This is a genomic window from Enterobacter sp. Li2LvB3, assembly GCF_056156645.1.
The window spans coordinates 104,327-130,611 of record NZ_JBSICG010000010.1; the positions used below are offsets into that span (position 1 = coordinate 104,327).

At 55.1% G+C, this 26,285-nt stretch carries 26 protein-coding genes; 10 read left to right on the forward strand and 16 right to left on the reverse strand.

The window, feature by feature from the left end; translation table 11 throughout:
* Positions 1 to 60: 60 nt before the first annotated feature.
* The 9 genes from ACS603_RS10420 to ACS603_RS10460 all read right to left on the reverse strand — a co-directional run bounded on the left by ACS603_RS10420 (position 61) and on the right by ACS603_RS10460 (position 5,864).
* Entirely contained in the window at positions 61 to 453 is a 393-nt protein-coding gene (locus tag ACS603_RS10420; protein ID WP_182062561.1) for a DoxX family protein, read from the reverse strand.
* Positions 454 to 653: 200 nt separating this feature from the next.
* Positions 654 to 950 carry a YqjK-like family protein gene (locus ACS603_RS10425; protein ID WP_166718003.1) on the reverse strand — a complete coding sequence of 99 codons (297 nt, stop codon included), beginning with the start codon at positions 948 to 950 and terminating at the stop codon, positions 654 to 656.
* Positions 947 to 1,345, reverse strand: coding sequence for a phage holin family protein (locus tag ACS603_RS10430; protein WP_182062560.1), 399 nt, complete (start codon positions 1,343 to 1,345; stop codon positions 947 to 949). Before ACS603_RS10430 ends, ACS603_RS10425 begins: the two co-directional genes overlap by 4 nt.
* A 2-nt stretch (positions 1,346 to 1,347) precedes the next feature.
* Positions 1,348 to 1,653, reverse strand: coding sequence for an ElaB/YgaM/YqjD family protein (locus ACS603_RS10435; protein WP_014071847.1), 306 nt, complete (start codon positions 1,651 to 1,653; stop codon positions 1,348 to 1,350).
* 28 nt (positions 1,654 to 1,681) lie between these two features.
* Positions 1,682 to 2,050: a DUF1090 domain-containing protein gene (locus ACS603_RS10440; protein ID WP_315686901.1), complete on the reverse strand. Its 369-nt coding sequence runs from the start codon at positions 2,048 to 2,050 to the stop codon at positions 1,682 to 1,684.
* Between the two features lie 153 nt (positions 2,051 to 2,203).
* Complete coding sequence (mzrA, locus tag ACS603_RS10445) at positions 2,204 to 2,587, reverse strand: EnvZ/OmpR regulon moderator MzrA (protein ID WP_182062558.1); 384 nt, start codon at positions 2,585 to 2,587, stop codon at positions 2,204 to 2,206.
* Positions 2,588 to 2,589: 2 nt separating this feature from the next.
* Positions 2,590 to 3,252, reverse strand: coding sequence for a DedA family general envelope maintenance protein YqjA (gene yqjA, locus ACS603_RS10450; RefSeq protein ID WP_182062557.1), 663 nt, complete (start codon positions 3,250 to 3,252; stop codon positions 2,590 to 2,592).
* Between the two features lie 343 nt (positions 3,253 to 3,595).
* Positions 3,596 to 4,372, reverse strand: a complete 777-nt coding sequence (exuR, locus tag ACS603_RS10455; RefSeq protein WP_182062556.1) for a transcriptional regulator ExuR — start codon at positions 4,370 to 4,372, stop codon at positions 3,596 to 3,598.
* A 193-nt stretch (positions 4,373 to 4,565) separates the two neighbouring features.
* Positions 4,566 to 5,864: an MFS transporter gene (locus tag ACS603_RS10460; RefSeq protein WP_182062555.1), complete on the reverse strand. Its 1,299-nt coding sequence runs from the start codon at positions 5,862 to 5,864 to the stop codon at positions 4,566 to 4,568.
* Between the two features lie 476 nt (positions 5,865 to 6,340).
* Here ACS603_RS10460 and uxaC point away from each other — a divergent pair, with 476 nt between their 5' ends.
* The 3 genes from uxaC (at position 6,341) to ACS603_RS10475 (ending at position 9,891) form a co-directional block, all read left to right on the forward strand.
* Entirely contained in the window at positions 6,341 to 7,753 is a 1,413-nt protein-coding gene (gene uxaC / locus ACS603_RS10465; protein WP_182062554.1) for a glucuronate isomerase, read from the forward strand.
* A 17-nt stretch (positions 7,754 to 7,770) separates the two neighbouring features.
* Complete coding sequence (locus ACS603_RS10470) at positions 7,771 to 9,258, forward strand: UxaA family hydrolase (protein ID WP_474944190.1); 1,488 nt, start codon at positions 7,771 to 7,773, stop codon at positions 9,256 to 9,258.
* Positions 9,259 to 9,336: 78 nt separating this feature from the next.
* On the forward strand, positions 9,337 to 9,891 hold the full coding sequence (locus ACS603_RS10475) for a YgjV family protein (RefSeq protein WP_446491551.1): 555 nt from the start codon (positions 9,337 to 9,339) through the stop codon (positions 9,889 to 9,891).
* Between the two features lie 16 nt (positions 9,892 to 9,907).
* Here the strand turns inward: ACS603_RS10475 and sstT are convergent, their stop codons facing one another.
* The 4 genes from sstT to ACS603_RS10495 form a co-directional block, all read right to left on the reverse strand.
* Positions 9,908 to 11,149 (reverse strand): serine/threonine transporter SstT, encoded by a 1,242-nt coding sequence (sstT, locus tag ACS603_RS10480; protein WP_182062551.1) that lies wholly within the window; start codon positions 11,147 to 11,149, stop codon positions 9,908 to 9,910.
* Between the two features lie 210 nt (positions 11,150 to 11,359).
* Positions 11,360 to 12,325, reverse strand: coding sequence for a TerC family protein (locus tag ACS603_RS10485; RefSeq protein ID WP_182062550.1), 966 nt, complete (start codon positions 12,323 to 12,325; stop codon positions 11,360 to 11,362).
* 263 nt (positions 12,326 to 12,588) lie between these two features.
* Positions 12,589 to 13,587, reverse strand: coding sequence for a Gfo/Idh/MocA family protein (locus ACS603_RS10490; RefSeq protein ID WP_474944191.1), 999 nt, complete (start codon positions 13,585 to 13,587; stop codon positions 12,589 to 12,591).
* A gap of 70 nt (positions 13,588 to 13,657) precedes the next feature.
* Positions 13,658 to 14,161, reverse strand: coding sequence for a YgjP-like metallopeptidase domain-containing protein (locus tag ACS603_RS10495; RefSeq protein ID WP_474944192.1), 504 nt, complete (start codon positions 14,159 to 14,161; stop codon positions 13,658 to 13,660).
* Positions 14,162 to 14,244: 83 nt separating this feature from the next.
* On the opposite strand from ACS603_RS10495, the gene rlmG reads away from it, so the two are divergent.
* Positions 14,245 to 15,381: a 23S rRNA (guanine(1835)-N(2))-methyltransferase RlmG gene (gene rlmG / locus ACS603_RS10500; RefSeq protein WP_182062547.1), complete on the forward strand. Its 1,137-nt coding sequence runs from the start codon at positions 14,245 to 14,247 to the stop codon at positions 15,379 to 15,381.
* 119 nt (positions 15,382 to 15,500) lie between these two features.
* On the opposite strand, the gene ACS603_RS10505 is transcribed toward rlmG, so the two are convergent.
* From ACS603_RS10505 to lsrR, 3 genes are all read right to left on the reverse strand, one after another.
* Entirely contained in the window at positions 15,501 to 17,522 is a 2,022-nt protein-coding gene (locus tag ACS603_RS10505) for an oxidoreductase (protein WP_474944193.1), read from the reverse strand.
* Between the two features lie 166 nt (positions 17,523 to 17,688).
* Entirely contained in the window at positions 17,689 to 19,323 is a 1,635-nt protein-coding gene (lsrK, locus tag ACS603_RS10510) for an autoinducer-2 kinase (RefSeq protein WP_474944194.1), read from the reverse strand.
* A 37-nt stretch (positions 19,324 to 19,360) separates the two neighbouring features.
* Positions 19,361 to 20,332 (reverse strand): transcriptional regulator LsrR, encoded by a 972-nt coding sequence (lsrR, locus tag ACS603_RS10515; protein ID WP_315686892.1) that lies wholly within the window; start codon positions 20,330 to 20,332, stop codon positions 19,361 to 19,363.
* A 215-nt stretch (positions 20,333 to 20,547) separates the two neighbouring features.
* On the opposite strand from lsrR, the gene lsrA reads away from it, so the two are divergent.
* The 6 genes from lsrA to lsrG are packed head-to-tail and all read left to right on the forward strand — an operon-like array spanning position 20,548 to position 26,233.
* A complete protein-coding gene (lsrA, locus tag ACS603_RS10520; protein ID WP_474944221.1) occupies positions 20,548 to 22,029 on the forward strand; it encodes an autoinducer 2 ABC transporter ATP-binding protein LsrA in 1,482 nt (493 codons plus the stop codon).
* 2 nt (positions 22,030 to 22,031) lie between these two features.
* Entirely contained in the window at positions 22,032 to 23,063 is a 1,032-nt protein-coding gene (lsrC, locus tag ACS603_RS10525) for an autoinducer 2 ABC transporter permease LsrC (RefSeq protein ID WP_474944195.1), read from the forward strand.
* Positions 23,064 to 24,041, forward strand: a complete 978-nt coding sequence (lsrD, locus tag ACS603_RS10530) for an autoinducer 2 ABC transporter permease LsrD (RefSeq protein ID WP_474944196.1) — start codon at positions 23,064 to 23,066, stop codon at positions 24,039 to 24,041.
* A gap of 1 nt (position 24,042) precedes the next feature.
* On the forward strand, positions 24,043 to 25,044 hold the full coding sequence (lsrB, locus tag ACS603_RS10535; protein ID WP_182062541.1) for an autoinducer 2 ABC transporter substrate-binding protein LsrB: 1,002 nt from the start codon (positions 24,043 to 24,045) through the stop codon (positions 25,042 to 25,044).
* 11 nt (positions 25,045 to 25,055) lie between these two features.
* Entirely contained in the window at positions 25,056 to 25,943 is an 888-nt protein-coding gene (lsrF, locus tag ACS603_RS10540) for a 3-hydroxy-5-phosphonooxypentane-2,4-dione thiolase (protein ID WP_182062540.1), read from the forward strand.
* A complete protein-coding gene (gene lsrG, locus ACS603_RS10545; protein WP_166717989.1) occupies positions 25,940 to 26,233 on the forward strand; it encodes a (4S)-4-hydroxy-5-phosphonooxypentane-2,3-dione isomerase in 294 nt (97 codons plus the stop codon). The genes lsrF and lsrG overlap by 4 nt, the downstream gene beginning before the upstream one ends.
* The last annotated feature ends 52 nt before the right edge of the window (positions 26,234 to 26,285 follow it).

Below are 26,285 nucleotides of genomic sequence, written 5' to 3' on the forward strand. Positions count from 1 at the left end.
TCCGTCAGATAGCAAAAGCGAGGAGATATCTCCTCGCTTTTTTAAATCAGTATAGCGTGCTTACCACTTCTTATTCAGAACACGGTCGATGCTGAATGCGCCAGGACCGGTCACAGCCAACAGCAGGAAGCCGCCAGCGATAGTCAGGTTTTTCATGAACATCAGGGAGTTCACACCTTCCGCAAAGTTGCTGTGGAAGATAAATGCTGTCAGCAGTGTGAAGCCCGCGGTAAACAGTGCAGTGGTACGGGTCAGGAAGCCGAACAGTACTGCCAGGCCGCCGCCGAACTCAAGCAGAATGGTCAGTGGCAGCAGGAACCCCGGCACGCCCATTGCTTCCATATACTGTTGTGTACCCGCATAACCGGTGATTTTGCCCCAACCTGCAACGATGAACAGAATTGGCATCAGAATGCGTGCTACCAGTACACCAACATCTTCTAATTTTTTCATTTTACTCTCCAGGAAACCACATGAGCGGCTGATCTTTATTTGTGTGCAAATTCGGGTAGATACCGCGTCTTTGCTGTCGATGGAGAGAATCATAAACGTGACGAGTGACAATTGTTAGCAAGGAAAACTGTCAATCTTTATCAAAGATATTGAGTAAGGGGGATTTTGCCGGGGAGGCGCAGCGCCACCCGGCGAGAAGACTATCGCAGTTGCTGCTGACGAAGGGTTGCCTTTACCAGACGCCAGGCGCTCCAGACACCAAAGCCGCGACGCGTCCAGCGAATCAGCTTGCTGGGATGACGTACACCCCAGATTGCCATCACGCTGCTGCCGACCAGTACCCATGAACGCAGGTTCAGGAAGGTATTCCAGCTACGATCCAGAGGGCGTGTCGCATCCACCCAGTCGCGACGGCTGGCGGCCAGATCCAGCCGTTGCTGCTGGATCTGGCTTAACAGAAACGCTTTTCGCTGCCTGAGCTCGGTTTTGCTGCTCATGGCTTGTCGTCCTCCAGTAGCGTGCGGTCGGCTGCAAGCTCCTGACGGGTATGACGCAGTAGCGTAGATTTGCGCGCTTTTTGCAGCGTCCAGATACCACCTATCACAGCACCCAACAGCAACACTACGGTGGTCGCAATCATGGCATTCAGACGATACTGAGGATCGACAACCCAGATAACCAGTACCAGCAGGCTCATCAGGCCAAATGCGGCAAAGAGGAGTGTAAGACCGAGCATCAGCAGGATCTGGAAGATATTGGCTTTCTCTTCTTCCAGTTCAACCACGGCCAGACGAATACGCGTTTCAGCAATACCGACGAGCGTGGTTAATATCCGCTGTCCGATGCCAATAATGTTCTTTGCCGGACCTTCAGTATGACGATTATCTTCCATAATCAACGACGCGTGAGCAGGACACCCAGAACCACACCAACAGCGGCACCAATGCCTACACCAGTCCATGGGTTATCGCGAACGTATTCGTCAGCGCGTGCAGCCGCTTCACGGGTCTGCTTAGCCAGGGCATCACCGGTTTCACCCAGGCGGGTACGGCTCTCTTTCAATGCTTGCTCGGCTTTACTGCGCAGTTTGCTGACTTCTTCCTTTGATTTATCGGTAGAGGAGTTCAGCACTTCTTCAAGGGTATCCGCCAGGGATTTCAACTCAGCGCGCAGGTTTTCTGACGTAGTATCTTTTGACATGATTTTCTCCTGTGAGACTTCCGTTAACTCAATAATCGCGGGATTCCAGCGCGTTCAGTTCGTCTTGCGCTTCTTTCAGTTTCTTCTCGCGTTTGGCAATTTTATCCGCATCCCCTTTCTCTTTCGCTTCCTGAAGATCGCGACGGCGCTCGGCAACTTCATCCTTTTGCGCCGCGATTTTCTTCTGGTGGCTGGCGCGAAGCTCTTTGTCGGAACAGTTAGCTTTCACTTCGCTAAGCGCTTTTTTCAAGCCATTGATTCGGTTCTGATTGTTATGCTTTTCGGCATAACTGATTTCTCGCTGAATATCTTTCTCCTTCTCCAGACACAGGGAGGTGGCGAAAGAGGCTGTGCTTAATGAAAAAAGGGCCAGAGCCAGGGTGATGCGGTATTTCATTATTGGAACCTTCCATTGTTTGCAGCACGTCCGGGGAGTGCGCCGATGTCCAAAGTCATGCGAAGAACATAGATATGATGCTCCGCGTACTTAAGCATAGTAAGTAAACGGGGTAATCACCAAAGTGAGTGAAAAGATTCAGAATCCTGGAGATTATCCAAACCGGTGTGATGTGTCGCGCAGTAGTGACAACCAGGCCGCTGGCTGGCTGTCATCTTCCTGCTGAGCAATGATGTATCCATGCGGCAACGTTCTGTCGAGCACGGCTTTGGCTGCCGCGCTTTGCGCACTGGAGTCAAATTTAATCAGTAAAACATCATCTTGCGGCGTGATGCTCTTGAAGCGGATCCCGTTTGCATCCAGGTGATGCCAGATGGAAAAACCGTCTGGCACGCTGGCTCCTTGATTCACCGGTCGGATTGCCAGTGTGGATTCCTGGTGCTGGAGCGCCGTCCATACCAGCAGCATTGCGCTGATGAATACCAGCACAATCAATGCGTAAGACAAGCGGCGCAGGGATAACGGTGAAATGACCATTGTTATCCCTTGGCTCCGTATTTTTTCTTCCACAGGACAACCAGCGAACCGACCAGACCAAAGACCAGAAGCACAACTGGCAGCAGCATCAGGCATGACATTAACTGGTCTTCATATTTCATAAACACAGGCGTTTTGCCAAGTGCGTAGCCTAACGTCGTCAGGATCAGCACCCACAGCAGGCCACTCATCCAGTTAAAGAACTGGAAGCGTGTGCTGCTCAGGCCAGAAAGCCCTGCAATGGTGGGCAATAAGGTGCGTACAAACGCGATGAAACGGCCAATCAGCAGCGCTGAAAGCCCATGTTTGTGGAACAGGTGGTGCGCCCGCTGGTGGTAATGCGCCGGGAGATGCGAAAGCCAGTTTTGCACGATGCGCGTATTACCCAGCCATCGTCCCTGGATATAGCTCACCCAGCAGCCGAGGCTTGCAGCAATAGTTAATAGCAGGATGGTCTGGGGGAATGCCATTGCACCTTTGGCACAAAGCACGCCAACCAGCACTAACAAACTGTCGCCAGGCAGGAAGGCGGCAGGAAGCAATCCATTCTCAAGAAACAGGATCATAAACAAAACGAAATAGAGCATCCCAATCATAGACGGATTGGCCAGCGTTTCGAAGTCCTGAGCCCATAAGGCATGTAGTAGTTGGGTCAAAAGTTCCATTCAGTGTTCCTGGAAATCGGTTAACGTCACGCCTGTTATCCGGGAAAAACAGTACGGCGACATTTTTATGATTTCATTATGGTCGCTCGCGGACACATTGGTGGTGGCCAGAACTGTTCCCTGTTAAATGGCTGGTATGCAAGCACTAACTTACAAGAGAGCAAATTGAATCCAATTGTAACAAAGCCCAACGTTCTGCGTCACAGATTTTGTACGGGCGGAATGATTTTGGCTTAAGCAATGAAGGTGAGCGAGGGGATTTACAAAGGCTGACACTATATATGTTTTGCTTACCCACCTGCGCCGAAAGGCGCAGCGAAGCGCCTGTCAGCGGAAAGGGGAACTATTTTGCGAGATTGGCCGCCGTATCGAGATGAACGACAGGATTATCAGCAAAAAGATAGCGATCGGCGTTAAATTCGAAGTCATCACTGGTTTCGTTAAACAGCATCTGCTTGGTATTTTCCAGGTGCTGCCACATGGCCAGTTTTGCCGCGTGTGGGTCTTTACGAATCAGCGCTTTAAGAATTTGGTCGTGATCGTCGCACCAGTTATCCACGGTGCGCAAATCGATGTGATCGTGCAATTTCTTCCAGTACGGGTTATGAACGCGCTGAGTCCACATTTTTTCAACAATTGCTGCCAGGGCGGTATTTTGCGTTGCCAGCGCAACCTGAACATGGAACTGCAAGTCCCATTCTGAATCGCGGAAGCATTTTTCCTTACGCGCATTCTCCTGGATTTCCATCAGTTTCATGATGTCCTGCTTGGTCACCTGCGTGGCGGCAAATTCGGCAATATTGCTCTCGATCAGCTGACGTGCCTGAAGCAACTCAAACGGCCCGTAGCTGGCGAACTCCAGACTTTCGTCCGGCACCGGGGAGTGTTTTGCCTGGTTGGAAATCACATGAATACCGGAGCCTTTGCGTACTTCAACATAGCCTTCGACTTCCAGCATAATGATGGCTTCACGCACCACCGTGCGGCTCACGCTTTTCTCATCAGCAATAAAGCGTTCAGCAGGCAGTTTATCACCGACAAGATAGACACCTTGCTCGATGCGATCTTTCAGCTCGGCAGCAAGTTGCTGATATAAACGACGTGATTCGGTGATTTCCATATGCGCTCCAGGCAGGGTACGACGGATTATTTGTTATACCACTTTTGCGAGCCAGTCTCCAGATTTCGCCATGAAAAAAGCCGCCCTAAGGCGGCTTTCTTGCTGTACTCGCCGGGTTGACCCGGCCTGCGGTTTTATTGGATTTTGTAGGCCGGGTAAGGCGAAGCCGTCACCCGGCATAACATCATCAACGCTAACTCTGCGTTGCGGGTCCCCCAACGGACTCTTTCTGCAACTCTTCTGCCGATTTGCTTTTCAGCACTGTCCAGATAACTATCGCACCCAGCAGGTCGAAGACAGCCAGTACGGCGAACAGTGGGCTAAAGCCGATGGTATCTGCCAGAGCACCAACCACCAGAGCAAACATGGTACTCGCGGTCCAGGCAGCCATACCGGTCAGGCCGTTTGCCGTTGCCACTTCGTTACGACCAAAGACGTCTGATGAGAGCGTAATCAGTGCGCCAGACAGGGACTGGTGAGCAAAGCCACCAATACACAGCAGGCCAATTGCTACGTATGGGCTGGTGAACAGACCAATCATACCTGGGCCAATCATCAGCAGTGCACCCATGGTAACAACCATTTTACGAGAGACAATCAGGTTCACACCAAACCAGCGCTGGAACAGCGGTGGCAGGTAACCCCCCACGATACAACCCAGGTCAGCGAACAGCATTGGCATCCAGGCGAACATCGCGATCTCTTTCAGGTTAAAGCCATACACTTTAAACATGAACAGTGGGATCCAGGCGTTAAACGTACCCCAGGCTGGTTCTGCCAGGAAGCGTGGCAGTGCGATACCCCAGAACTGACGGGTGCCCAGAATCTGCCAGACAGTCATTTTTTTGCCGTTGTTGGTCTGGTGCTGAGATTCCTGACCGCCAATGATGTAATCACGTTCTTCAGTAGACAGTTTTTTCTGGTCGCGTGGGTGTTTATAGAAAATCAGCCACGCCATTGCCCATGCAAAGCTCAGGACACCAGAGATGATGAACGCCATCTGCCAGCTGTGCATCACGATAGCCCAGACCACCAGTGGCGGAGCAATCATCGCACCAATGGAAGAACCCACGTTAAAGTAACCGACCGCAATAGAACGTTCTTTCGCCGGGAACCACTCGGAGCTGGCTTTCAGGCCTGCCGGGATCATGGCGGCTTCAGCTGCACCTACCGCACCGCGCGCCAGTGCCAGACCGCCCCAACTGCCTGCCAGTGCTGTTGCACCGCAGAAAATGGCCCATGCGACCGCGAAGAACGCATACCCGATTTTAGTACCAAGAATATCAAGAACATAACCTGCTACAGGCTGCATTACGGTGTAAGCCGCGGAGTAAGCAGCAATGATGTAAGAGTATTGCTGTGTGGAGATATGCAATTCTTCCATCAACGTAGGAGCCGCTGCTGCCACGGTGTTACGTGTCAGGTAGCCCAGCACGGTGCCCAACGTCACCAGTGCAATCATGTACCAACGTAACCCTTTAATTTTACGCATGTAAAACCTCATCGTTATGTTATTTCCGTGCCGGGGCACGGCAACCTCTCAACCGTTTCCGGGAGCTGTTGTGTAACGGGAGGGGCGTAACCGGGATAATTTCCCGGAACGGCCCGAACCTTGCCATAAGTAATCGTGCATAAGTCGGTATCCGTACCGTTAAATCCGATGTTTTTCACACCAGTAATGCATTCCGTCGGCTAATTGTTGCGACGGCGAAAAGATAACTTGTCATACAACTTTAAAAGGTGAGTGACATCACAAAAGTGTGATTCTTTGTGGGGATATTATGTTCTGCACGCAAAGCCAGTTCTGGTGCGGGCTGCGAGAGGGTTTACTCCGTTGAGGGTAATTTATTTGTTGACGTTTATTGATCTAACTCACGAAAAAAACTTCGGTCTCTGGAAATTGGTGTGATAACTTTGCAGCATCTGAACATAAGCTTTTTGACGCACTCGTTAAGAGGAAGACGATAAATGACTCCGTTTATGACTGAAGATTTTCTGCTAGACACTGAATTTGCTCGCCGGCTGTACCACGACTACGCAAAAGACCAGCCAATTTTCGACTATCACTGCCATTTACCTCCGCAGCAGGTTGCCGAAAATTATCGCTTCAAAAACCTGTATGACATCTGGCTGAAAGGTGACCACTACAAATGGCGCGCAATGCGCACCAACGGTGTGGCTGAGCGCCTGTGTACCGGTGACGCGACTGACCGCGAGAAGTTCGACGCCTGGGCAGCGACCGTGCCGCACACCATTGGCAACCCGTTATACCACTGGACGCACCTGGAGCTGCGTCGTCCGTTTGGTATTACCGGCAAACTGCTCTCCCCAACCACGGCTGATGAAATCTGGAACCAGTGCAACGAATTGCTGGCACAGGATAAGTTTTCCGCGCGCGGTATCATGAAGCAGATGAACGTGAAGATGGTGGGTACTACCGACGATCCAATCGACTCGCTGGAGCATCACGCGGTTGTGGCGAAAGACACCTCTTTCGATATCAAAGTGCTGCCAAGCTGGCGTCCGGATAAAGCGTTCAACATTGAGCTGGCAACCTTTAATGACTATATGGCGAAGCTGGCGGAAGTGTCTGATACCGACATTCGTCGTTTCACTGACCTGCAAACCGCCCTGACCAAACGTCTGGATCACTTTGCTGCACACGGCTGTAAGGTGTCTGACCACGCGCTTGATGTGGTGCTGTTCGCGGAGTCAAACGAAGCCGAGCTGGACAGCATCCTGGCGCGTCGTCTGTCCGGTGAGCAGTTAAGCGAGCATGAAGTTGCCCAGTTCAAAACCGCGGTACTGGTGTTCCTTGGTGCAGAATATGCCCGTCGCGGTTGGGTACAGCAGTATCACATTGGTGCGCTGCGTAATAACAACCAGCGTCAGTTCAAACTGCTGGGCGCGGATGTGGGCTTTGACTCTATTAACGACCGTCCGTTGGCGGAAGAGCTGTCAAAACTGCTGAGCAAACAGAACGAACAGAATCTGCTGCCTAAAACCATCCTGTACTGCCTGAACCCGCGTGATAACGAAGTGCTGGGCACCATGATCGGTAACTTCCAGGGCGAAGGGATGCCAGGCAAGATGCAGTTCGGTTCCGGCTGGTGGTTTAACGACCAGAAAGACGGCATGGAGCGTCAGATGACGCAACTGGCACAACTGGGCCTGTTAAGCCGCTTTGTCGGGATGCTGACCGACAGCCGCAGCTTCCTGTCCTATACCCGTCACGAATATTTCCGCCGCATTCTGTGCCAGATGATTGGCCGTTGGGTGGCTGCGGGCGAAGCGCCAGCGGATATTCAGCTGCTGGGCGAAATGGTAAAAAACATCTGCTTTAACAATGCGCGTGACTACTTCGCCATTGAACTGAACTAAGGCCGTTTGAGGTTGATATGCAATACATCAAAATCCATTCGCTGGATAACGTTGTCGTAGCACTGGCGGATCTGACCGAAGGTACCAACGTGACTGTCGAAAATGAGACAGTCACGTTGCGACAGGCGATTTCACGTGGGCATAAATTTGCCATACGCCCCATCACCGAAGGGGAAAACGTCGTGAAGTACGGTTTGCCTATTGGTCATGCGCTGGCGGATATTGCGGCGGGTGAACATATTCATTCCCACAATACCCGCACCAATCTGAGCGATCTGGACGAGTATAGCTATCAACCTGAATCCCCGGCGGACATCGGGCAGGCGGCAGATCGCGACGTACAGATTTACCGCCGTGCCAACGGTGACGTGGGGATCCGCAACGAACTGTGGATCCTCCCGACGGTGGGCTGTGTTAACGGGATCGCGCGTCAAATCCAGACGCGTTTCCTGAAAGAAACCAACGATGCCGAAGGCACCGACGGTGTGCACCTGTTTAGCCATACCTACGGTTGTTCACAGTTAGGGGATGACCATATTAATACCCGCACCATGCTGCAAAACATGGTGCGCCACCCGAATGCGGGCGCGGTACTGGTGATTGGCCTGGGTTGTGAAAATAACCAGGTGGATGCCTTCCGCGAAACGCTGGGTGAGTTTGATCCTGAGCGCGTGCACTTTATGGTGTGCCAGCACCAGGACGATGAAGTGGAAGCTGGGCTTGAGCAGCTGCATCAGCTGTATGAAGTGATGCGCCATGACAAACGTGAGCCAGGCAAACTGAGCGAGCTGAAATTCGGGCTTGAGTGCGGCGGATCTGATGGCCTGTCCGGCATCACTGCGAACCCAATGCTGGGCCGTTTCTCGGATTACATGATCGTTAACGGCGGTACCACCGTGCTGACCGAAGTGCCAGAAATGTTTGGTGCTGAACGCATTCTGATGAGCCACTGCCGCGACGAAGAGACGTTTGAGAAAACCGTCACCATGGTGAACGACTTCAAACAGTACTTCATCGCGCACAACCAGCCGATTTACGAGAACCCATCGCCGGGCAACAAAGCGGGCGGGATCACGACACTTGAAGAAAAATCGCTCGGCTGTACCCAGAAAGCAGGGGCAAGTCAGGTGGTCGACGTGCTGCGCTATGGCGAACGCCTGAAAACCCACGGTCTGAACCTGCTTAGCGCACCGGGTAACGATGCGGTGGCAACCAGCGCGCTGGCCGGATCAGGCTGCCACATGGTGCTGTTCAGTACTGGCCGTGGTACACCGTACGGCGGTTTTGTGCCAACGGTGAAAATTGCCACCAACAGCGAGCTGGCGGCGAAGAAAAAACACTGGATCGACTTTGATGCCGGCCAGCTGATCCACGGCAAAGCGATGCCGCAGCTGCTGAATGAATTCGTTGATACCATCGTGGATTTCGCTAACGGCAAGCAGACCTGTAACGAGAAAAACGACTTCCGCGAGCTGGCTATCTTCAAAAGCGGCGTCACGTTGTAAGTCATCATGCTTTAAATCCGAAACGGCGTTTCATATAATGAAGCGCCGTTTCTTTTTGTTTGAACACAGGACTCCTTCATGAGCGCGTATTGGCTGGCCCAGGGTGTTGGCGTCATCGCCTTTCTGATTGGTATCACCACTTTTATCAATCGTGACGAGCGGAAATTCAAAATCCAGCTTTCGGTTTACAGCGCCGTTATTGGCGTGCACTTCTTCCTGATGGGCGCATTTCCGGCAGGCTCAAGCGCCATGCTCAACACTGTACGTACGCTCATTACTCTGCGTACCCGCAGCCTGTGGGTGATGGCGGTGTTTATTGTGCTGACGGGGGGAATTGGGCTGGCGAAGTTTCATCATCCGATCGAGTTGCTACCGGTAATTGGTACCATTGTCAGTACCTGGGCGTTGTTTCGCAGTAAGGGCCTGACGATGCGCTGCGTTATCTGGTGTTCAACCTGCTGCTGGGTGATCCACAATTTCTGGCTTGGGTCGATTGGCGGGACGTTAATCGAAGGCAGTTTTCTTATCATGAACGGGCTGAACATCATTCGTTTCTGGCGAATGCAGCAGCGCGGTATCGATCCGTTTAAAGTGGAAAACCAGGTGCAGGAAGATAGCCCCTCCGTCCGCTGACGGAAGGGCTGACAGATTAGCTACGCAGGGCGTTTTTCGCTAAGCGCGCGTCTTCCGCCTGACAGGCAGCTGCGGTGAACAGGACATCGGTTGATGAGTTCAGCGCAGTCTCGCAGGAGTCCTGCAACACGCCGATAATGAAGCCTACGGCGACGACCTGCATTGCAATTTCATTCGGGATACCGAACATATTACAGGCCAGTGGGATCAGCAGCAGTGAACCGCCAGCCACACCTGATGCGCCACATGCGCAAAGTGATGCCACCACGCTCAACAGCAGCGCCGTTGGCAGATCCACCGGAATACCCAGTGTATGCACCGCTGCCAGTGACAGTACGGTAATCGTAATCGCTGCGCCCGCCATATTCACGGTAGCGCCCAGCGGAATCGACACGGAATAGGTATCGCGGTCCAGGTTCAGCTTCTCAGCCAGCGCCATGTTAACCGGAATATTTGCCGCAGAGCTGCGGGTGAAGAAGGCGTACACGCCGCTCTCGCGCAGGCAGGTCAGCACCAGCGGGTATGGGTTACGACGGATCTGCCAGAATACCAGCAGCGGGTTAATCACCAGCGCCACCAGCAGCATACAGCCTACCAGGACGACCAGCAGCTGCGCGTAGCCCCACAACGCGTCAAAACCGGTGGTAGCCAGCGTGGAGGAGACCAGGCCGAAAATCCCGATAGGCGCAAAACGAATCACCAGTTTCACCATAAAGGTCACGGCATTGGACATATCGTTGACCAGGTTTTTCGTGGTGTCGTTACCGTGACGCAGCGCAAAGCCCAGACCAATCGCCCAGACCAGGATGCCAATGTAGTTTCCACCCATCAGCGCCGTGACAGGGTTAGAAACCATGCTCATCAGCAGACCGCGAAGCACTTCTACAATCCCGGATGGCGGTGTGATATCACCGGCGGCGCTGGTCAGATGCAGCGTGGACGGGAACAGGAAGCTAAACACAACGGCAGTTAATGCAGCAGAGAAGGTTCCCAGAAGATACAGGAACAGAATAGGGCGAATGTTGGTTTTTTGTCCGTGCTGGTGATTCGCGATGGAGGCCATGACCAGCATCAGAACCAGTACCGGGGCAACGGCTTTGAGTGCGCCCACGAAGAGGGTGCCGAGCAGCCCGGTGGCTTCAGCGGCGGGTTTGGATACCATTGCCAGCAGGATCCCCAAAACCAGACCAACCAGAATTTGCTTGACGAGGCTGCCTTGCATCAGACGTTGAAGCAGGCCAGATGATTGTGTAGTCATCGTTGTTCCTTAAGTGAAATTGCGTTCCATCCCAGATGTGCTCTAAGTCACATTTATGTCCGGATGTAAGTAAATGTTTGCCTGGTCGAGTATAGGGAAAGTGGCCGAGGAGGGAAGCGTAAAATGCTGGATTTTACGTGTTGCGTCATGTTTTTTAACTATTGATTAACGGGAGTGCCCGGTAAGCACAGCGCCACCGGGCAAAACGCACTACACCTGCTGCTTCTTATCGTGCTGGCGATTAACCCAGGTATTGATAATCAGCGTCACGAACAGAATGCCAAACACCACTCCGAGCGAAATGGCGATCGGGATATGGTAGAAATCGACAATCAGCATCTTGATACCGATAAACACCAGGATCACCGACAGGCCGTATTTCAGCATCGAGAAGCGCTCTGCCGCGCCCGCCAGCAGGAAGTACATCGCACGCAGGCCAAGGATCGCGAACAGGTTAGAGGTCAGCACAATGAACGGGTCAGTGGTCACCGCGAAGATAGCCGGAATACTGTCTACCGCGAAAATAACGTCGCTCAGCTCAACCAGAATCAGTACCAGCAGCAACGGTGTGGCAAACATCAGACCGTTTTTTCGCACGAAGAAGTGTTCGCTCTCGATCTTGTCCGTCATGCGCAGATGTCCACGGATCCACTTCACCAGCGGGCGATCGCCAATGGCGGAGCCGTCTTCTTTCGCCAGCGCCATTTTGATCCCGGTGAACAGCAGGAAGGCGCCGAAGACATACAGCAGCCATTCGAACTGGGTTATCAGCCAGCTGCCGGCAAAGATCATGATGGTACGCAGAACGATCGCCCCCAGCACGCCGTATACCAGTACGCGGCGTTGCAGTGCGGCAGGAACGGCGAAGTAACTGAATAGCATCAGCCAGACGAAGACGTTATCCACGGCCAGCGCTTTTTCAATCAAATAACCCGTGAGGAACGCCAGCGCCTGAGGATCGGCAACCGCGCGGCCTTCGGTTGAGGCCAGATACCACCAAAAGGCGGCACAAAAGAGAAGAGAGAGGGTAACCCATACCAGCGACCAAACGGCAGCCTGTTTCATGGTCATGCCATGTGCGCCACGACGTCCCTGCAAAAAGAGGTCTATCGCCAGCATGATAAGCACGACGATCGCGAATCCGCCCCACAACATTGGAGTGCCGACAGAATGCATACTATTTTCCTTACACATAAAAAACAAAAACGGCCATGGTCAGAAGACGATAGCCGTTAGCTTTTTATGCATAGACCTCGCCTTCCGGCAAGGTCTCACTTACAACTAAAAAGCCATGCTTTTCAGTTGCCCGGCGACCGGATGCGATTTTGCACGCATCGTAATGACGATCCACCGGCGAAGAAGTTACTCCCCTTTGCGGGTAACAAAATATGTCAGACCATCGGTTTCGTCAATGGTGTGCATGATTTCATTACACAGCTTTACGCGATCGCTTTTGCGCTCACTTCGTCTGCCGGGAACACCACGCCAGTCTGACGGCGGATCTCCGTTTGCAGCTTCGCCGTGGTGCGGCTTACCGAAAGCCCAGGGTGATTCACTTCATTATTTTCTACCAGCCGTGCAAAGACCTCTGCCTCATAGAGCATAGTGTTAATATGCTGTGGTTGCGTCAGCTCTTGCGCTTTCCCGCCGCGCGGCACGAAGCTCACTTTCTGACATTCAGAGATCTTCTCAATCACCAGCGATCCGGCTTCACCCTGAATTTCGCTCGGCAGCACCGAATCACTCACTTTAGAGTGTTGCAGCGTGACGCTGAAATCACCGTAGTCCAGCACCACGACACCGTGTGCATCTACGCCGCTTTCCAGCAGGCTGGCCGTGGCGGTTACGCTGTGCGGCTCACCCCACAGCGCCACTGCCGAGGCCAGACAGTAAAAGCCAATATCCATAATCGACCCGTTCGAGAAGGCCGGATTAAAGGTATTCGGGTTTTCGCCGTCCAGGTAGCGCTGGTAGCGCGACGAGTACTGGCAGTAGTTGATGAAAGCCTTACGCACGTTGCCAAGCTTCGGCAGGGACTGCTGCAACAGCAGGAAGTTCGGCAGGCTGGCGGTTTTGAACGCTTCGAACAGCACCACCTGATTTTCACGCGCCAGGGCGATAGCGGCTTCTACTTCCTGAATATTGGAGGCCAGCGGCTTCTCGCAAATCACATGTTTTTTATGGCTGAGGAACAGCTTCGTTTGCGGAAAGTGCAGGGAGTTAGGGCTGGCGATATAGACCGCATCAATGGCATCACTTTGGGCCATCTCATCAAGCGAAGTGAACAGGTGTTCGACCAGATAATCATTCGCGAAGATCTGCGCCTGCTCAAGGCTGCGGGAATAGACTGCGGTGAGCTTATATTTGCCGGTTTCGTGGGCGGCGTCGACGAACTGGCGTGTGATCCAGTTCGTACCAATGACTGCGAAACGTATCATAAACGTTTACGTACTCCGTAGCTGGGAACCTTTAGCCACTGTAGCACGGGATTATTGCAAAACCAGTGCGCTATTGCGCATTACCATTTAACGATAAATGCGTAAGCCACAGGCGGGTATCAAACTCGAACTGGTGGTACTGCGGCTCCATGTGGCAGCACAGGGAATAGAACGCCTTGTCGTGCTCTTTCTCCTTCAGGTGCGCCAGTTCATGCACTACGATCATCCGCAGAAATGCTTCTGGCGCGTTACGGAACACGGTCGCCACACGGATCTCGGCTTTCGCCTTCAGCTTGCCACCCTGTACGCGGGAGATGGCAGTATGCAGACCGAGCGCGTTTTTCAGCACGTGGATCTTGTTGTCGTACATCACCTTATTGATCGGCGGCGCACTCTTCAGGTACCGGTTTTTAAGATCCTGCGTATACTGCCAGAGCGCTTTATCGGTCGCGAAATCATGGGTGCCCGGGTAGCGTTTTTCCAGCACCGTGCCCAGCTTTTGCTCGGCAATCAGGCTGCGAACCTGAGAAAGTAAATGCTCCGGGTAGCCCTGGAGATAAGTAAGTTGGTTCATCAACGCCCCAAATCGATAATAAAACGTTATACTCACGCACCCTTTTTAGGGATACGCCGAAATTTTACCATTCAGGAGGGCCGATGAGCCACTTAGACAACGGTTTCCGTTCACTCAACCTTAAACGTTTCCCGGAAACGGACGACGTCAACCCGCTTATGGCGTGGGAAGCGGCGGATGAATATCTGCTGCAACAGTTGGATGATACTGAAATCAGCGGCCCGGTTCTGATCCTGAATGATGCGTTTGGCGCGCTGAGCTGTGCTCTGGCGGAACACACTCCTTACAGCATCGGTGATTCCTACTTAAGCGAGCTGGCGACGCGTGAAAACCTGCGCCACAACGACCTCGAAGAATCCAGCGTGAAGTTTCTCGACAGCACCGCGGATTACCCGCAGGCGCCGGGTGTGGTGCTGATCAAAGTGCCAAAAACCATGGCGTTGCTGGAACAACAGCTGCGCGCGTTGCGTACAGTTGTCACCCCAGAAACCCGTATTATCGCGGGTGCTAAAGCGCGTGATATTCACACCTCGACGCTGGAATTGTTCGAGAAAGTGCTCGGCCCAACCACCACCACGCTGGCGTGGAAAAAAGCGCGCCTGATCAACTGTACCTTCAGTGCGCCGGAACTGGCTGACGCACCAGAAACGCTGAGCTGGAAACTGGAAGGAACCGACTGGACCATCCACAACCACGCGAACGTTTTCTCCCGCACCGGTCTGGATATCGGCGCACGTTTCTTTATTGAAAATCTGCCGGAAAACCTGGAAGGTGAGATTGTTGACCTGGGTTGTGGTAACGGGGTGATTGGCCTGACGCTGCTGGCGAAGAACCCGGAAGCCAGCGTGGTGTTTAGCGATGAATCGCCAATGGCGGTGGCTTCCAGTCGTCTGAACGTGGAAACCAACATGCCAGAGGCGCTGGATCGCTGCGAGTTTATGATCAACAACGCACTGTCGGGCGTGGAGCCTTTCCGTTTCAACGCGGTACTGTGTAACCCACCGTTCCACCAGAAACACGCCCTGACGGATAACGTCGCCTGGGAGATGTTCCACCACGCGCGTCGTTGCCTGAAAATTAACGGCGAGCTGTATATTGTGGCTAACCGTCACCTGGACTACTTCCACAAGCTGAAGAAGATTTTCGGTAACTGCACCACGATTGCCACCAACAACAAGTTCGTGGTGCTGAAAGCGGTTAAGCTGGGGCGTCGTCGTTAAGATTGGGTATGTGCGGCCTGATGCCCTCACCCCAACCCTCTCCCACAGGGAGAGGGAGCAAACACTAAAAACGGCAACGGGGTTGCCGTTTTGCTTTTACCCTGGCCACCGGGCAAAAATCAAATCTCTAATGCCAACTTCGTCCCCTGTGCAATCGCACGTCGTGCATCCAGCTCCATCGCCACATCACACCCGCCAATCAGGTGCACCGTTTTACCTGCTTCACGCAGCGGATCGGCCAGATCGCGTTTCGGCTCCTGTCCGGCACATAAAATGATGTTGTCCACGCGCAGCAGTTGCGGTTCACCGCCGATCAGCACGTGCAGCCCCTCGTCGTCGATCTTCTGGTAACTGACCGCAGGGATCATCTTCACGCCGCGCGACAACAGCGTGGCACGGTGGATCCAGCCCGTCGTTTTGCCCAGTCCTTCGCCCGGCTTACTGGCTTTACGCTGCAACATCACAATCTGGCGCGGGCTTTTTGGCAGCTGTGGGTCTTCAGGCCGTAAACCGCCAGCCTGACTCAGGCTGGTGTCGATACCCCATTCCACACAAAACTCAGCAATATTCTGGCTGGTAGCTTCACCCGGCTGGCTTAAATACATCGCCGTATCAAAGCCGATCCCACCGCAGCCGATAATGGCAACGTTCTCCCCAACCGGGGTTTTATCGCGCAATACGTCGAGGTAGTTCAGCACTTTAGGGTGATCAATACCCTCGATAGCCGGCGTGCGCGGGGCGATCCCGCTTGCAAGGATGATCTCGTCGAAATCAGTCAGATCCGCTGCATTTACAAACTGATTTAACCGCAGATCCACACCCGTCAGTTCGAGCATCCGGCGGTAGTAACGCAGGGTTTCGTAGAACTCCTCTTTGCCGGGGATCTGTTTGGCGATATTAAACTGCCCGCCTATCTCACTTGCTGCATCAAATAGCGTTACGCTGTGCCCGCGTGAAGCGGCATTGACGGCAAATGCCAGCCCCGCAGGGCCCGCGCCAACCACCGCCAGACGCTTTGTATTGCTCGCCGGGATCACCGGCATTTTGGTTTCGTGGCAGGCGCGCGGGTTGACCAGGCAAGAGGTCACTTTGCCGACGAAGATCTGATCCAGGCAGGCCTGGTTGCAGCCGATGCAGGTATTGATCTCATCTGCGCGGCCACTTTGCGCTTTGGACAGTAGTTCGGCGTCGGCCAGGAACGGACGTGCCATCGATACCATATCGGCATCACCCCGGTTCAGAAGGTCGTCCGCCACCTGAGGATCGTTAATGCGGTTGGTGGTCACCAGTGGGATCGACACTTTGCCTTTCAGCTTGCGCGTCACCCAACTGAATGCCGCGCGGGGCACCGGTGTGGCGATGGTGGGAATACGCGCCTCGTGCCAGCCGATCCCTGTGTTGATGATGGTTGCGCCAGCCGCTTCAATGGCCTGGGCCAGCTGTACGGTTTCTTCGAAGGTGCCGCCACCTTCCACCAGGTCGAGCATCGACAGGCGGAAGACGATGATAAAATCAGCGCCTGCACGTTCGCGCACGGCGCGTACCACTTCGATGGCAAAACGCATCCGGCGTGCGTAATCGCCACCCCATTCGTCGTCCCGCTGGTTAGTACGGGCCGCCAGGAATTCGTTAATCAGATACCCTTCAGAGCCCATCACTTCTACGCCGTCGTAGCCCGCTTCCCGCGCCAGTGCGGCGCAGCGGGCGAAGTCGTCAATCAGCGTCAGGATCTCGTCGTGGCTAAGGGCGTGCGGTTTGAAACGGTTGATGGGGGCCTGAATGGCCGAGGGTGCCACCAGTTTCGGCTGGTAGCTGTAACGGCCCGTATGCAGAATTTGCAGGGCGATTTTCCCACCCTCTTTGTGCACCGCATCGGTCACAATGCGGTGATGCGGCAGCTGGCTGGCATCGTTCAGCACGGCCCCGCCTTCCATACCCACACCTGATGGGGCGGGTGCTACGCCACCGGTGACAATCAACGCCACACCATGACGCGCACGTTCGGCATAAAACGCAGCCAGACGCTCAGCGCCGTCGGGATGTTCTTCCAGACCGGTATGCATCGAGCCCATTAACACGCGGTTTTTGAGCGTTGTGAACCCCAGATCAAGGGGGGCGAATAACGACGGGTAGCGGCTCATACTCTCTTCCAGTGTAAAATTATTGTTATGTGGTCGGATGAGTTACTAATTTAGCCAGCGGAGAGTAAAAGGGAAAAGGGGAATGCAGTGATTGTGATGGGAATCAAATAATGCCCCTCACCCTAACCCTCTTCCCAAAGGGGAGAGGGGACTGGTCGGTGCTGTCTTAAAGTATTGGCTCGATCTGGTTTTCTCCCTCGCCCCTCTGGGGAGAGGGCCGGGGTGAGGGGGATGTCCGCACCAGCCCCGGAGCCTGCCACATGGACGTGGTCAGCCCGCTGTCGACCAGCCCAAGCTGGTCGGCGTAGACTGCCTGCCATTTTTGCATCATGCCGTCGTACAGCTCGCGGTGTTCCGGGTTTGGCGTAAATTCCCGGCTCCATTTCACCAGCCGTTCTCCGGTGGATGCCATATCCGCAAACAGGCCCGCGCCCGTTCCGGCGGCTATTGCGCAGCCCAGCGCCGTGGCCTCTTTGACCTCTGGCACACGCACCGGCAACCCGGTAACATCGCTTAAGATCTGGCTCCACAACGCACCTTTTGCACCACCGCCTGCAAAGACCAGGCTTTCAAATTTCACGCCGGAAAATTGCGAAATCTGCGCCAGGTTGCAGGCCGAGACAATCGCGGCGTTCTCTTCCAGGGCACGGAACAGCGTGGCTTTGTTGCACTTTTCCGGATCGATGGAGAGGTTAATAAACGACGGTGCAGCGTGATACCACTGCTTAAAATGCATCGCATCGGAGAAAATTGGCATCACGCCGTGCGAACCTGCCGGAACGCGAGCCGCCATCTCTTCCAGCAAAGAGTAAGTATCTATGCCCATTCGCCCGGCAATCAGTTTTTCTTCTGCGCAGAAGGCATCACGGAACCAGCGCATGGTTAATCCGGTGAAGAAACTGATGGATTCCGCCTGCGCCATGCCGGGGATTACGTGGGGGTTAACCCGGATATTCATATCGGGATCGGTGCGTACCTGCGGCAAATTCACCACTTGCTGCCAGAAGGTACCGCCCAGCACCGCCGTTTGCCCGGCGCGCACCACACCCAAACCCAGACACCCCAGCTGCACATCGCCACCGCCCATCACCACCGGGGTGCCTTCGCGCAGGCCACTTTGCTGAGCTGCTGCCCCGGTAACTGCGCCCAGCAGCGTGCCCGTCTCTTTCACCGGGGAGAGGATATCGGCGCGCAGCCCGGCCATATCCAGCAGTGTCGGACGCCAGTCGCGGCTGAAGAGATCGAGCATTCCGGTGGTGCCCGCATTGGAGGGATCTACCGCCAGTTCGCCGGATAGCTTCGCCGCCAGCCAGTCGCTGATCATGGTAATGGTGGCGGCCTTACGGTAAATATCCGGACGATGGTGGGCCAGCCACAGCAGGCGCGGCATGGCGCTGAGCGCCAGCGTCTGCCCGGAAACATCGTACACTTCGGATTCAAAGCGGTAGTCGTGGATCTCTTTGAGTTCGGCCACCTCGCGGCTGGCGCGGGCGTCGACGTTGGCGCAGGCCCAGATAGCCTCGCCGTTGCGGTCATACAACACAATGCCTTCACGCATTGAGCAGCAGGCGACCGACTGGATATCGGCGGCGCTCAGGTGCGCGCGCTCCAGCGCCTGATGGATACACTGGCAGGCCAGCCGCCAGTTGGTGTCGAGGTCAAACTCCATCGATCCCGGCACGTTCTCCACGCTCAGGTGTTTCCACTCGGCCTGGCCGACGGCAATCTGGTTGCCCTGCAAATCGAAAATAACGGCGCGAACGCTGCCTGTCCCTGCATCTAACGCTAAAAGGTAACTCATGAGTTTGCCTCGTTGTTAGCGCGGGAAAGGCAGGCTCTCAGTTCGCCAGAGCCAGCACCGCGCGGGCTGTCGTCTCTTCCGTCACCAGGCCATTGATACGGCGACCTTTGAGTGCGGCATAAATCGCATCGGCTTTCTCTTCACCTCCGGCCACGCCAACGATGGTGGGTAACTGCGCCAGCTCATCGAGCGTTACGCCCAGTAATTCACGGTGGATCTCCAGTTCGTCTACGCATTCCCCTTCGGCATTGAGGAAGTAACCCAGGATATCGCCCACGGCACCCTTGCGGGCATACATCAACTGTTCGCCTTCACTGATATAGCCGGAACGTAAAATAGTGGCATCGCGGCGCTGGTTCACCGCGCCAATTCCCACCACGGCAACATCGGCTGCGGTAGCGGCGAGGATCACATCCCGTACGCTGGTTTCGCGTTTTAAAATTCCGGCCACTTCGGCGGACGAAACGCGAAGCGGTGCCGGGATCATACTGACGCTACAGGCTGCATCCAGCTGACCGATGCCGGTCATATATGGACCCACGCCGCCCGAAAGCGTGACCAGGCGGATCTGCTGCGAGCTAATAAAACCGCTTAAGTGTTGCAGGCAGCTCATGGTGGTTTCACCAAACCCAACCGCCAGCAGCTGCCCAGGCTCCAGCACACCCATTAACGACTGCGCCGCGCCAATGCCTAACCGCACGTTCATTGGAGGGGTATTCAGGGCAGGTAACACCCGCACCAGCTTCAGGCCAAAGTGCCGCTGTAGCTCGGTTTCCAGTGCCAGACATCCTTCATAGCGGGAATTTATCTGGACGCGGATGACTCCCGACTGACGCCCTTTTTCCAGCAGGCGCGATATCTTCAGACGGGGCAGGCCAAGTCGCTCGCCAATATCGTTCTGGGTCAGGCCGTCGTGGTAATAGCACCAGGCGACGCGTGCCACCAGTTCTTCTTCCGCCAGTGCAAGCCCTGCAAACCGGCCTTCTTCAGCAATGCGTTTATCGCCCATATTTGAACTCTTATAAAAATTTAGATCATATGTTCGTGATGGCGCGGGCGGAAAGTGTGAGCCACGCGGCAAAACGGATCTTTTAGATTGTTTCTGGTTTATCTGGATCTTAATCGATAAAACTGTGATCCCTGCACGGTTGTAAATATAGTTCACCGTCTACGCTTTTGAACATTATTAATTCTAAAAATCATTTGTTCAATAGCGGAGTGATGATGACCCCACTTATCGAAGCACGTGATATCTGCAAACAGTTTTCCGGCGTGCCGGTGCTAAAAGGTATTGATTTCACGCTACTTGCGGGCCAGGTTCATGCTCTGATGGGGGGAAACGGCGCGGGAAAATCGACGCTGATGAAAATTATCGCCGGGGTAGAGACACCGGACAGCGGTGAACTTTCAGTCGCCGGGCAGTCATTTGCGCGCCTGAAGCCCGGGCAGGCGCACAAGCTCGGTATCTATCTTGTCCCCCAGGAGCCGATGCTGTTTCCGAATCTGACGGTACGGGAAAACATCCTTTTCCGTCTGCCCCGCGAAAACGATCTGGATAAAAAACTTACGGATAAACTCCGGCAGCTGCAGTGCCAGATCAACCTGGATACCACCGCCAGCACGCTGGAAGTGGCGGATCAACAGATGGTGGAGATCCTGCGCGGGTTAATGCGCAATGCGACGATCCTGATCCTTGATGAGCCAACGGCTTCGTTAACCCCAGGGGAAACCGACCGGCTGTTTCGCCAGATCCGTGCGTTGCAGGATCTGGGGGTTGGCATTGTGTTTATCTCGCATAAATTGCCAGAGATCCGCCAGCTGGCGAGCCATGTTTCAGTGATGCGCGACGGCGCCATTGTGCTCAGCGGTGAAACGTCGCACTACGACGATAACGCTCTCATTGGCGCGATGACGCCGGTCAGCCGCGATAAAGAATTAAGTGACACCCAAAAGCTGTGGCTGGCGCTGCCGGGGAACCGGCGCACCCAGGCGCAGGATTTTCCGGTTTTGCGGGTTGAAACGCTGACCGGGGAAGGGTTTATCGACCTCAGTCTTGAGATTTACGCTGGCGAAATTGTCGGCCTGGCCGGGCTGGTGGGCTCCGGGCGCACCGAGTTCGCCGAAACCCTCTATGGCCTTCGCCCGGTACGCGCGGGGCGCGTCTGGCTGGAAAACCAGGATATCAGCAGCGATTCAGTATTTTCGCGGCTGGATAAGGGGCTGGTGTATCTGCCGGAAGACCGACAGGTATCCGGGTTGTTCCTGGATGCACCCGTTCGCTGGAACACGGTCGCCCTGAATGAGCCGTCAATCTGGCAGCAGCGCAAGCGCGAAGCGGCGGTGGTGGAGCGTTATCACCGGGCGCTGGGGATCAAACTCAACGATGCGGATCAGACTGTGCGGATGCTCTCCGGTGGCAATCAGCAAAAGGTTTTGCTGGCGCGCTGTCTGGAGGCAAACCCGTTGCTGCTGATTGTGGATGAACCCACGCGCGGCGTGGATGTCTCGGCACGAGCTGACATCTATCAGCTGATTAAAAGCGTGGCGGCGCAAAACGTCGCGGTGCTGATGATCTCAAGCGATCTCGACGAATTCCCCGGGCTTGCTGACCGGGTGCTGGTGATGCATCAAGGGATGCTCAGCGGGGAGCTGCCACGTCACGCCGTCAGCCTCGACAAAATGATGTCGCTGGCCTTCGGAGGATAATCATGAAGATGTTACTGAGAAACCGTGAGCTTAGCGCGCTGCTGGCTATCCTGGCGCTGTTTGCCGTGCTGGTGGCCCTTAACCCGGCCTATTTCAGTTTTCAGACCCTGGGAATGATCTTCGCCAGCTCGCAAATTCTGATCCTGCTGGCGCTGGGCGCGGCGATGGTGATGCTGACCCGCAATATTGATGTCTCTGTGGGATCTACAGTGGGCTTGTGCGCCATTGCCGTGGGGGTCGCGCTCAACAGCGGTTACAGCCTGCCGGTAGCGATGCTGTTTGCGCTGATCATTGGCGCACTGGCAGGGGCATTTAACGGTTTTCTGGTTGTCGGGCTACGCATCCCGGCGATTGTCGCCACGCTCGGTACGCTGGGGTTATATCGCGGCGGAATGCTGCTGTGGACCGGCGGTAAGTGGATAGAAGGGTTGCCGTCGAGCCTGAAATCACTCTCCGAGCCTGTGGTTATCGGGATCTCACCGATAGGGTTTGGCGTGCTGATTCTGGCAGGCGTTGGGGCATGGATCTTCTCGCGCACCCTGTTTGGCCGGGATTTTTACGCCGTGGGCGATAACCTTGCTGCTGCGCGCCAGCTTGGCGTGGCGGTGAACCGCACCAGGATGATTGCCTTCACGCTGAACGGCGTACTGGCGGCCTGCGCGGGGATCGTCTTTGCCTCGCAGATTGGCTTTGTACCGAACCAGACCGGCAGTGGGCTGGAGATGAAAGCCATTGCCGCCTGCGTGCTTGGCGGGATTTCGCTGTTGGGCGGCACTGGCACGCTCCTTGGCGCATTCCTCGGTGCCTTCTTCCTGACCCAAATCGACACCGTGCTGGTGCTGTTTAAACTGCCCGCCTGGTGGAATGACTTTATCGCCGGGCTGGTGCTGCTGGGGGTGCTTGTGCTCGACGGGCGTCTGCGTCAGGCCCTGGCACGTCATCAGCGGGCGCTGAAATACAACCGCTTCCAGCCGGGTAACCGGGGGGGAAAGCACGTCGCTCCGTTCCCAAAACGCAAAAAAGAGGTGGCGTAGATGAAGCTTAACTGGGAAAACGCGCTGCTGATCCTGCTGGTGCTCGAAATCCTGCTTTTCGGTGCCATCAACCCACGGATGCTGGATATCAACATGCTGCTGTTCAGCACCAGCGATTTTATCTGCATCGGCATTGTGGCCCTGCCGCTGACGCTGGTGATTATCAGCGGCGGGATCGATATTTCGCTCGGCTCGATCATTGGGCTGTGCGCCATTGCGCTGGGGGTGATGATGCAGGCCGGCTGGCCAATGCCGGTGGCTATTCCGCTGACTCTGCTGCTGGGTCTGCTGTGCGGCCTGGTTAACGCCGCATTAATCCACTACACCGGCATCAGCCCGCTGGTGATCACCCTTGGCACACTGTACCTCTACGGCGGCGGGGCGCTGCTGCTTTCCGGTATGGCGGGGGCAACGGGTTATGAAGGGATTGGCGGTTTCCCGGACAGCTTTACCGCCTTCGCCAACCTTACGTTGTTAGGGTTACCGGTTCCGCTGGTGCTGTTCGCGCTGATTACGGTCTTTTTCTGGCTGATTACTCACCGGGGGCGCTTTGGCCGCCACCTGTTTCTGATTGGGCAGAACCCACGTGCGGCGCGTTATGCGGCGCTGTCAGTCAACGGGATGCCATACGCGCTTTATGGCCTGGTGGGTGTGGCCTCGGCAATCGCCGCCCTGGTGATGGTTTCTTACTTTGGCTCGGCGCGCTCGGATCTGGGGCGTGATTTGTTAATGCCTGCTCTCACTGCCGCGGTGCTCGGCGGAGCCAACATCTACGGGGGGTCAGGTTCGGTTTTGGGTACAGCACTGGCGGCGCTGCTGGTGGGGTATCTGCAACAGGGTTTACAGATGGTCGGCATCCCCAACCAGGTGTCGAGCGCGCTGTCAGGGGCGCTGTTGGTTGTGGTGGTGATGGGACGTTCGCTGAGTCTGCACCGTGAATGGGTGCGATCTCTCTTCACAAAACTACCCGGAGCGTAAGATGAAAACAAAACTGATAGTCCTGGCGATGGCGCTTAGCGTGGCGTCTGCGCAGGCGGCAGACCGCATTGCCTTTATTCCTAAGCTGGTGGGCGTTGGCTTCTTTACCAGCGGGGGTAACGGTGCAAAAGAGGCGGGCAAAGACCTCGGTGCAGAGGTCACATACGACGGCCCGACTGAGCCAAGCGTCTCCGGCCAGGTGCAGCTTATCAATAACTTCGTCAACCAGGGCTATAACGCCATTATCGTCTCCGCCGTGTCGCCAGACGGGCTTTGCCCGGCGCTCAAGCGCGCAATGCAGCGCGGCGTTAAGGTACTGACCTGGGATTCCGACACCAAACCTGAGTGCCGCAGTATCTACATCAACCAGGGAACCCCGGAACAGCTCGGCGGCCTGCTGGTAGAAATGGCTGGCAAGCAAGTGACCAAACCGAATGCCAAAGTGGCGTTCTTCTACTCAAGCCCGACCGTCACCGACCAGAACCAGTGGGTGAAAGAGGCCAAAGCCAAAATCGAGAAAGAGCACCCTCAGTGGCAAATTGTGACCACACAGTTTGGCTATAACGATGCCACTAAGTCCTTGCAAACTGCTGAGGGGATCTTAAAAGCCTACCCGGATCTGGATGCGATCATCGCCCCGGACGCCAACGCGCTGCCAGCGGCGGCACAGGCGGCGGAAAACCTCAAGCGTGAAGGGGTGGCCATTGTCGGGTTCAGCACCCCGAACGTGATGCGTCCGTACGTGGAGCGTGGCACGGTGAAAGCCTTCGGTCTGTGGGATGTGGTTCAGCAGGGCAAAATTGCGGTCAATGTCGCCGATCATTTGCTGAAAAAAGGCGATCTTAACGTTGGCGACAGCGTGGATGTAAAAGACATCGGGGCGCTGAAGGTCGAGCCCAACAGCGTGCAGGGTTATCAGTATGAGGCGAAAGGCAACGGTATCGTGCTGCTGCCAGAGCGCGTGGTATTCACCAAAGAGAACATCAACAAATACGATTTCTGACGGGGGAGCACATGGCTGATTTAGACGACATCAAAGACGGCAAGGATTTTGGCATCGGCACACCGCAGCAGAACGTGCCATTCACCCTGAAGGGTTGCGGCTCGCTGGACTGGGGAATGCAGTCGAGGCTGGCGCGGATCTTTAACCCGAAAAGCAACCGCACGGTGATGCTGGCCTTTGACCACGGCTATTTCCAGGGGCCGACCACCGGCCTTGAGCGTATCGATCTCTCTATTGCGCCGTTGTTTGGCGAAACTGACGTGCTGATGTGTACTCGCGGCATTCTGCGCAGTCAGGTGCCTGCTGCCACTAACAAGCCGGTTGTGCTGCGCGCTTCTGGCGGTAACTCGATTCTGGGTGAGTTGTCCAACGAGTGTGTGGCAGTGGCGATGGAAGATGCCCTGCGCCTGAACGTCTGCGCGGTGGCGGCGCAGGTATACATCGGCAGTGAGTTTGAGCATCAGTCGATCAACAACATCATCAGGCTGGTGGACGCGGGTGCGCGCTACGGCGTGCCTACGCTGGCGGTGACGGGAGTCGGCAAAGAGATGGCGCGCGACGCGCGTTATTTCTCGCTCGCCAGCCGTATCGCCGCCGAAATGGGGGCGCAGTTCGTCAAAACCTATTATGTGGATGAAGGCTTTGAAAAAGTGACCGCCAGCTGCCCTGTGCCGATCGTCATCGCCGGGGGCAAAAAGCTGCCGGAGCACGAGGCGCTGGAGATGTGCTGGCGGGCAATCGACCAGGGCGCATCTGGCGTGGATATGGGGCGCAATATCTTCCAGTCCAGCGCGCCGCTGGCAATGCTGAAAGCGGTGAAGAAAGTGGTTCACGAGAACATGAACGCGCGGGAAGCGTTCCAGTTCTGGCAGGAAGAGAAACAGGGAGAAGCAAAATGAACGTGACGTTAGTGGAGATCAACATCAAGCCTGAACGGGTGGACGAATTTCTGGAGGTGTTTCGCGCCAACCACGAAGGCGCGATTCAGGAGCCGGGGAACCTGCGTTTTGATGTACTGCAGGACCCACGCGTGAAAACCCGGTTCTTTATCTATGAGGCCTACAAGGACGAAGAGGCGGTGTTGGCCCATAAGAAAACGCCGCACTACCTGGCGTGCGTGGATAAGCTTGAGGCGTTGATGTCAGAGCCGCGTAAGAAACGCAGTTTTGTGGGGTTGTTACCGGCGTAATGCTTTTTGTAGACCGGGTAAGCGCAAGCGATTCAGGAATAAAATAACAACG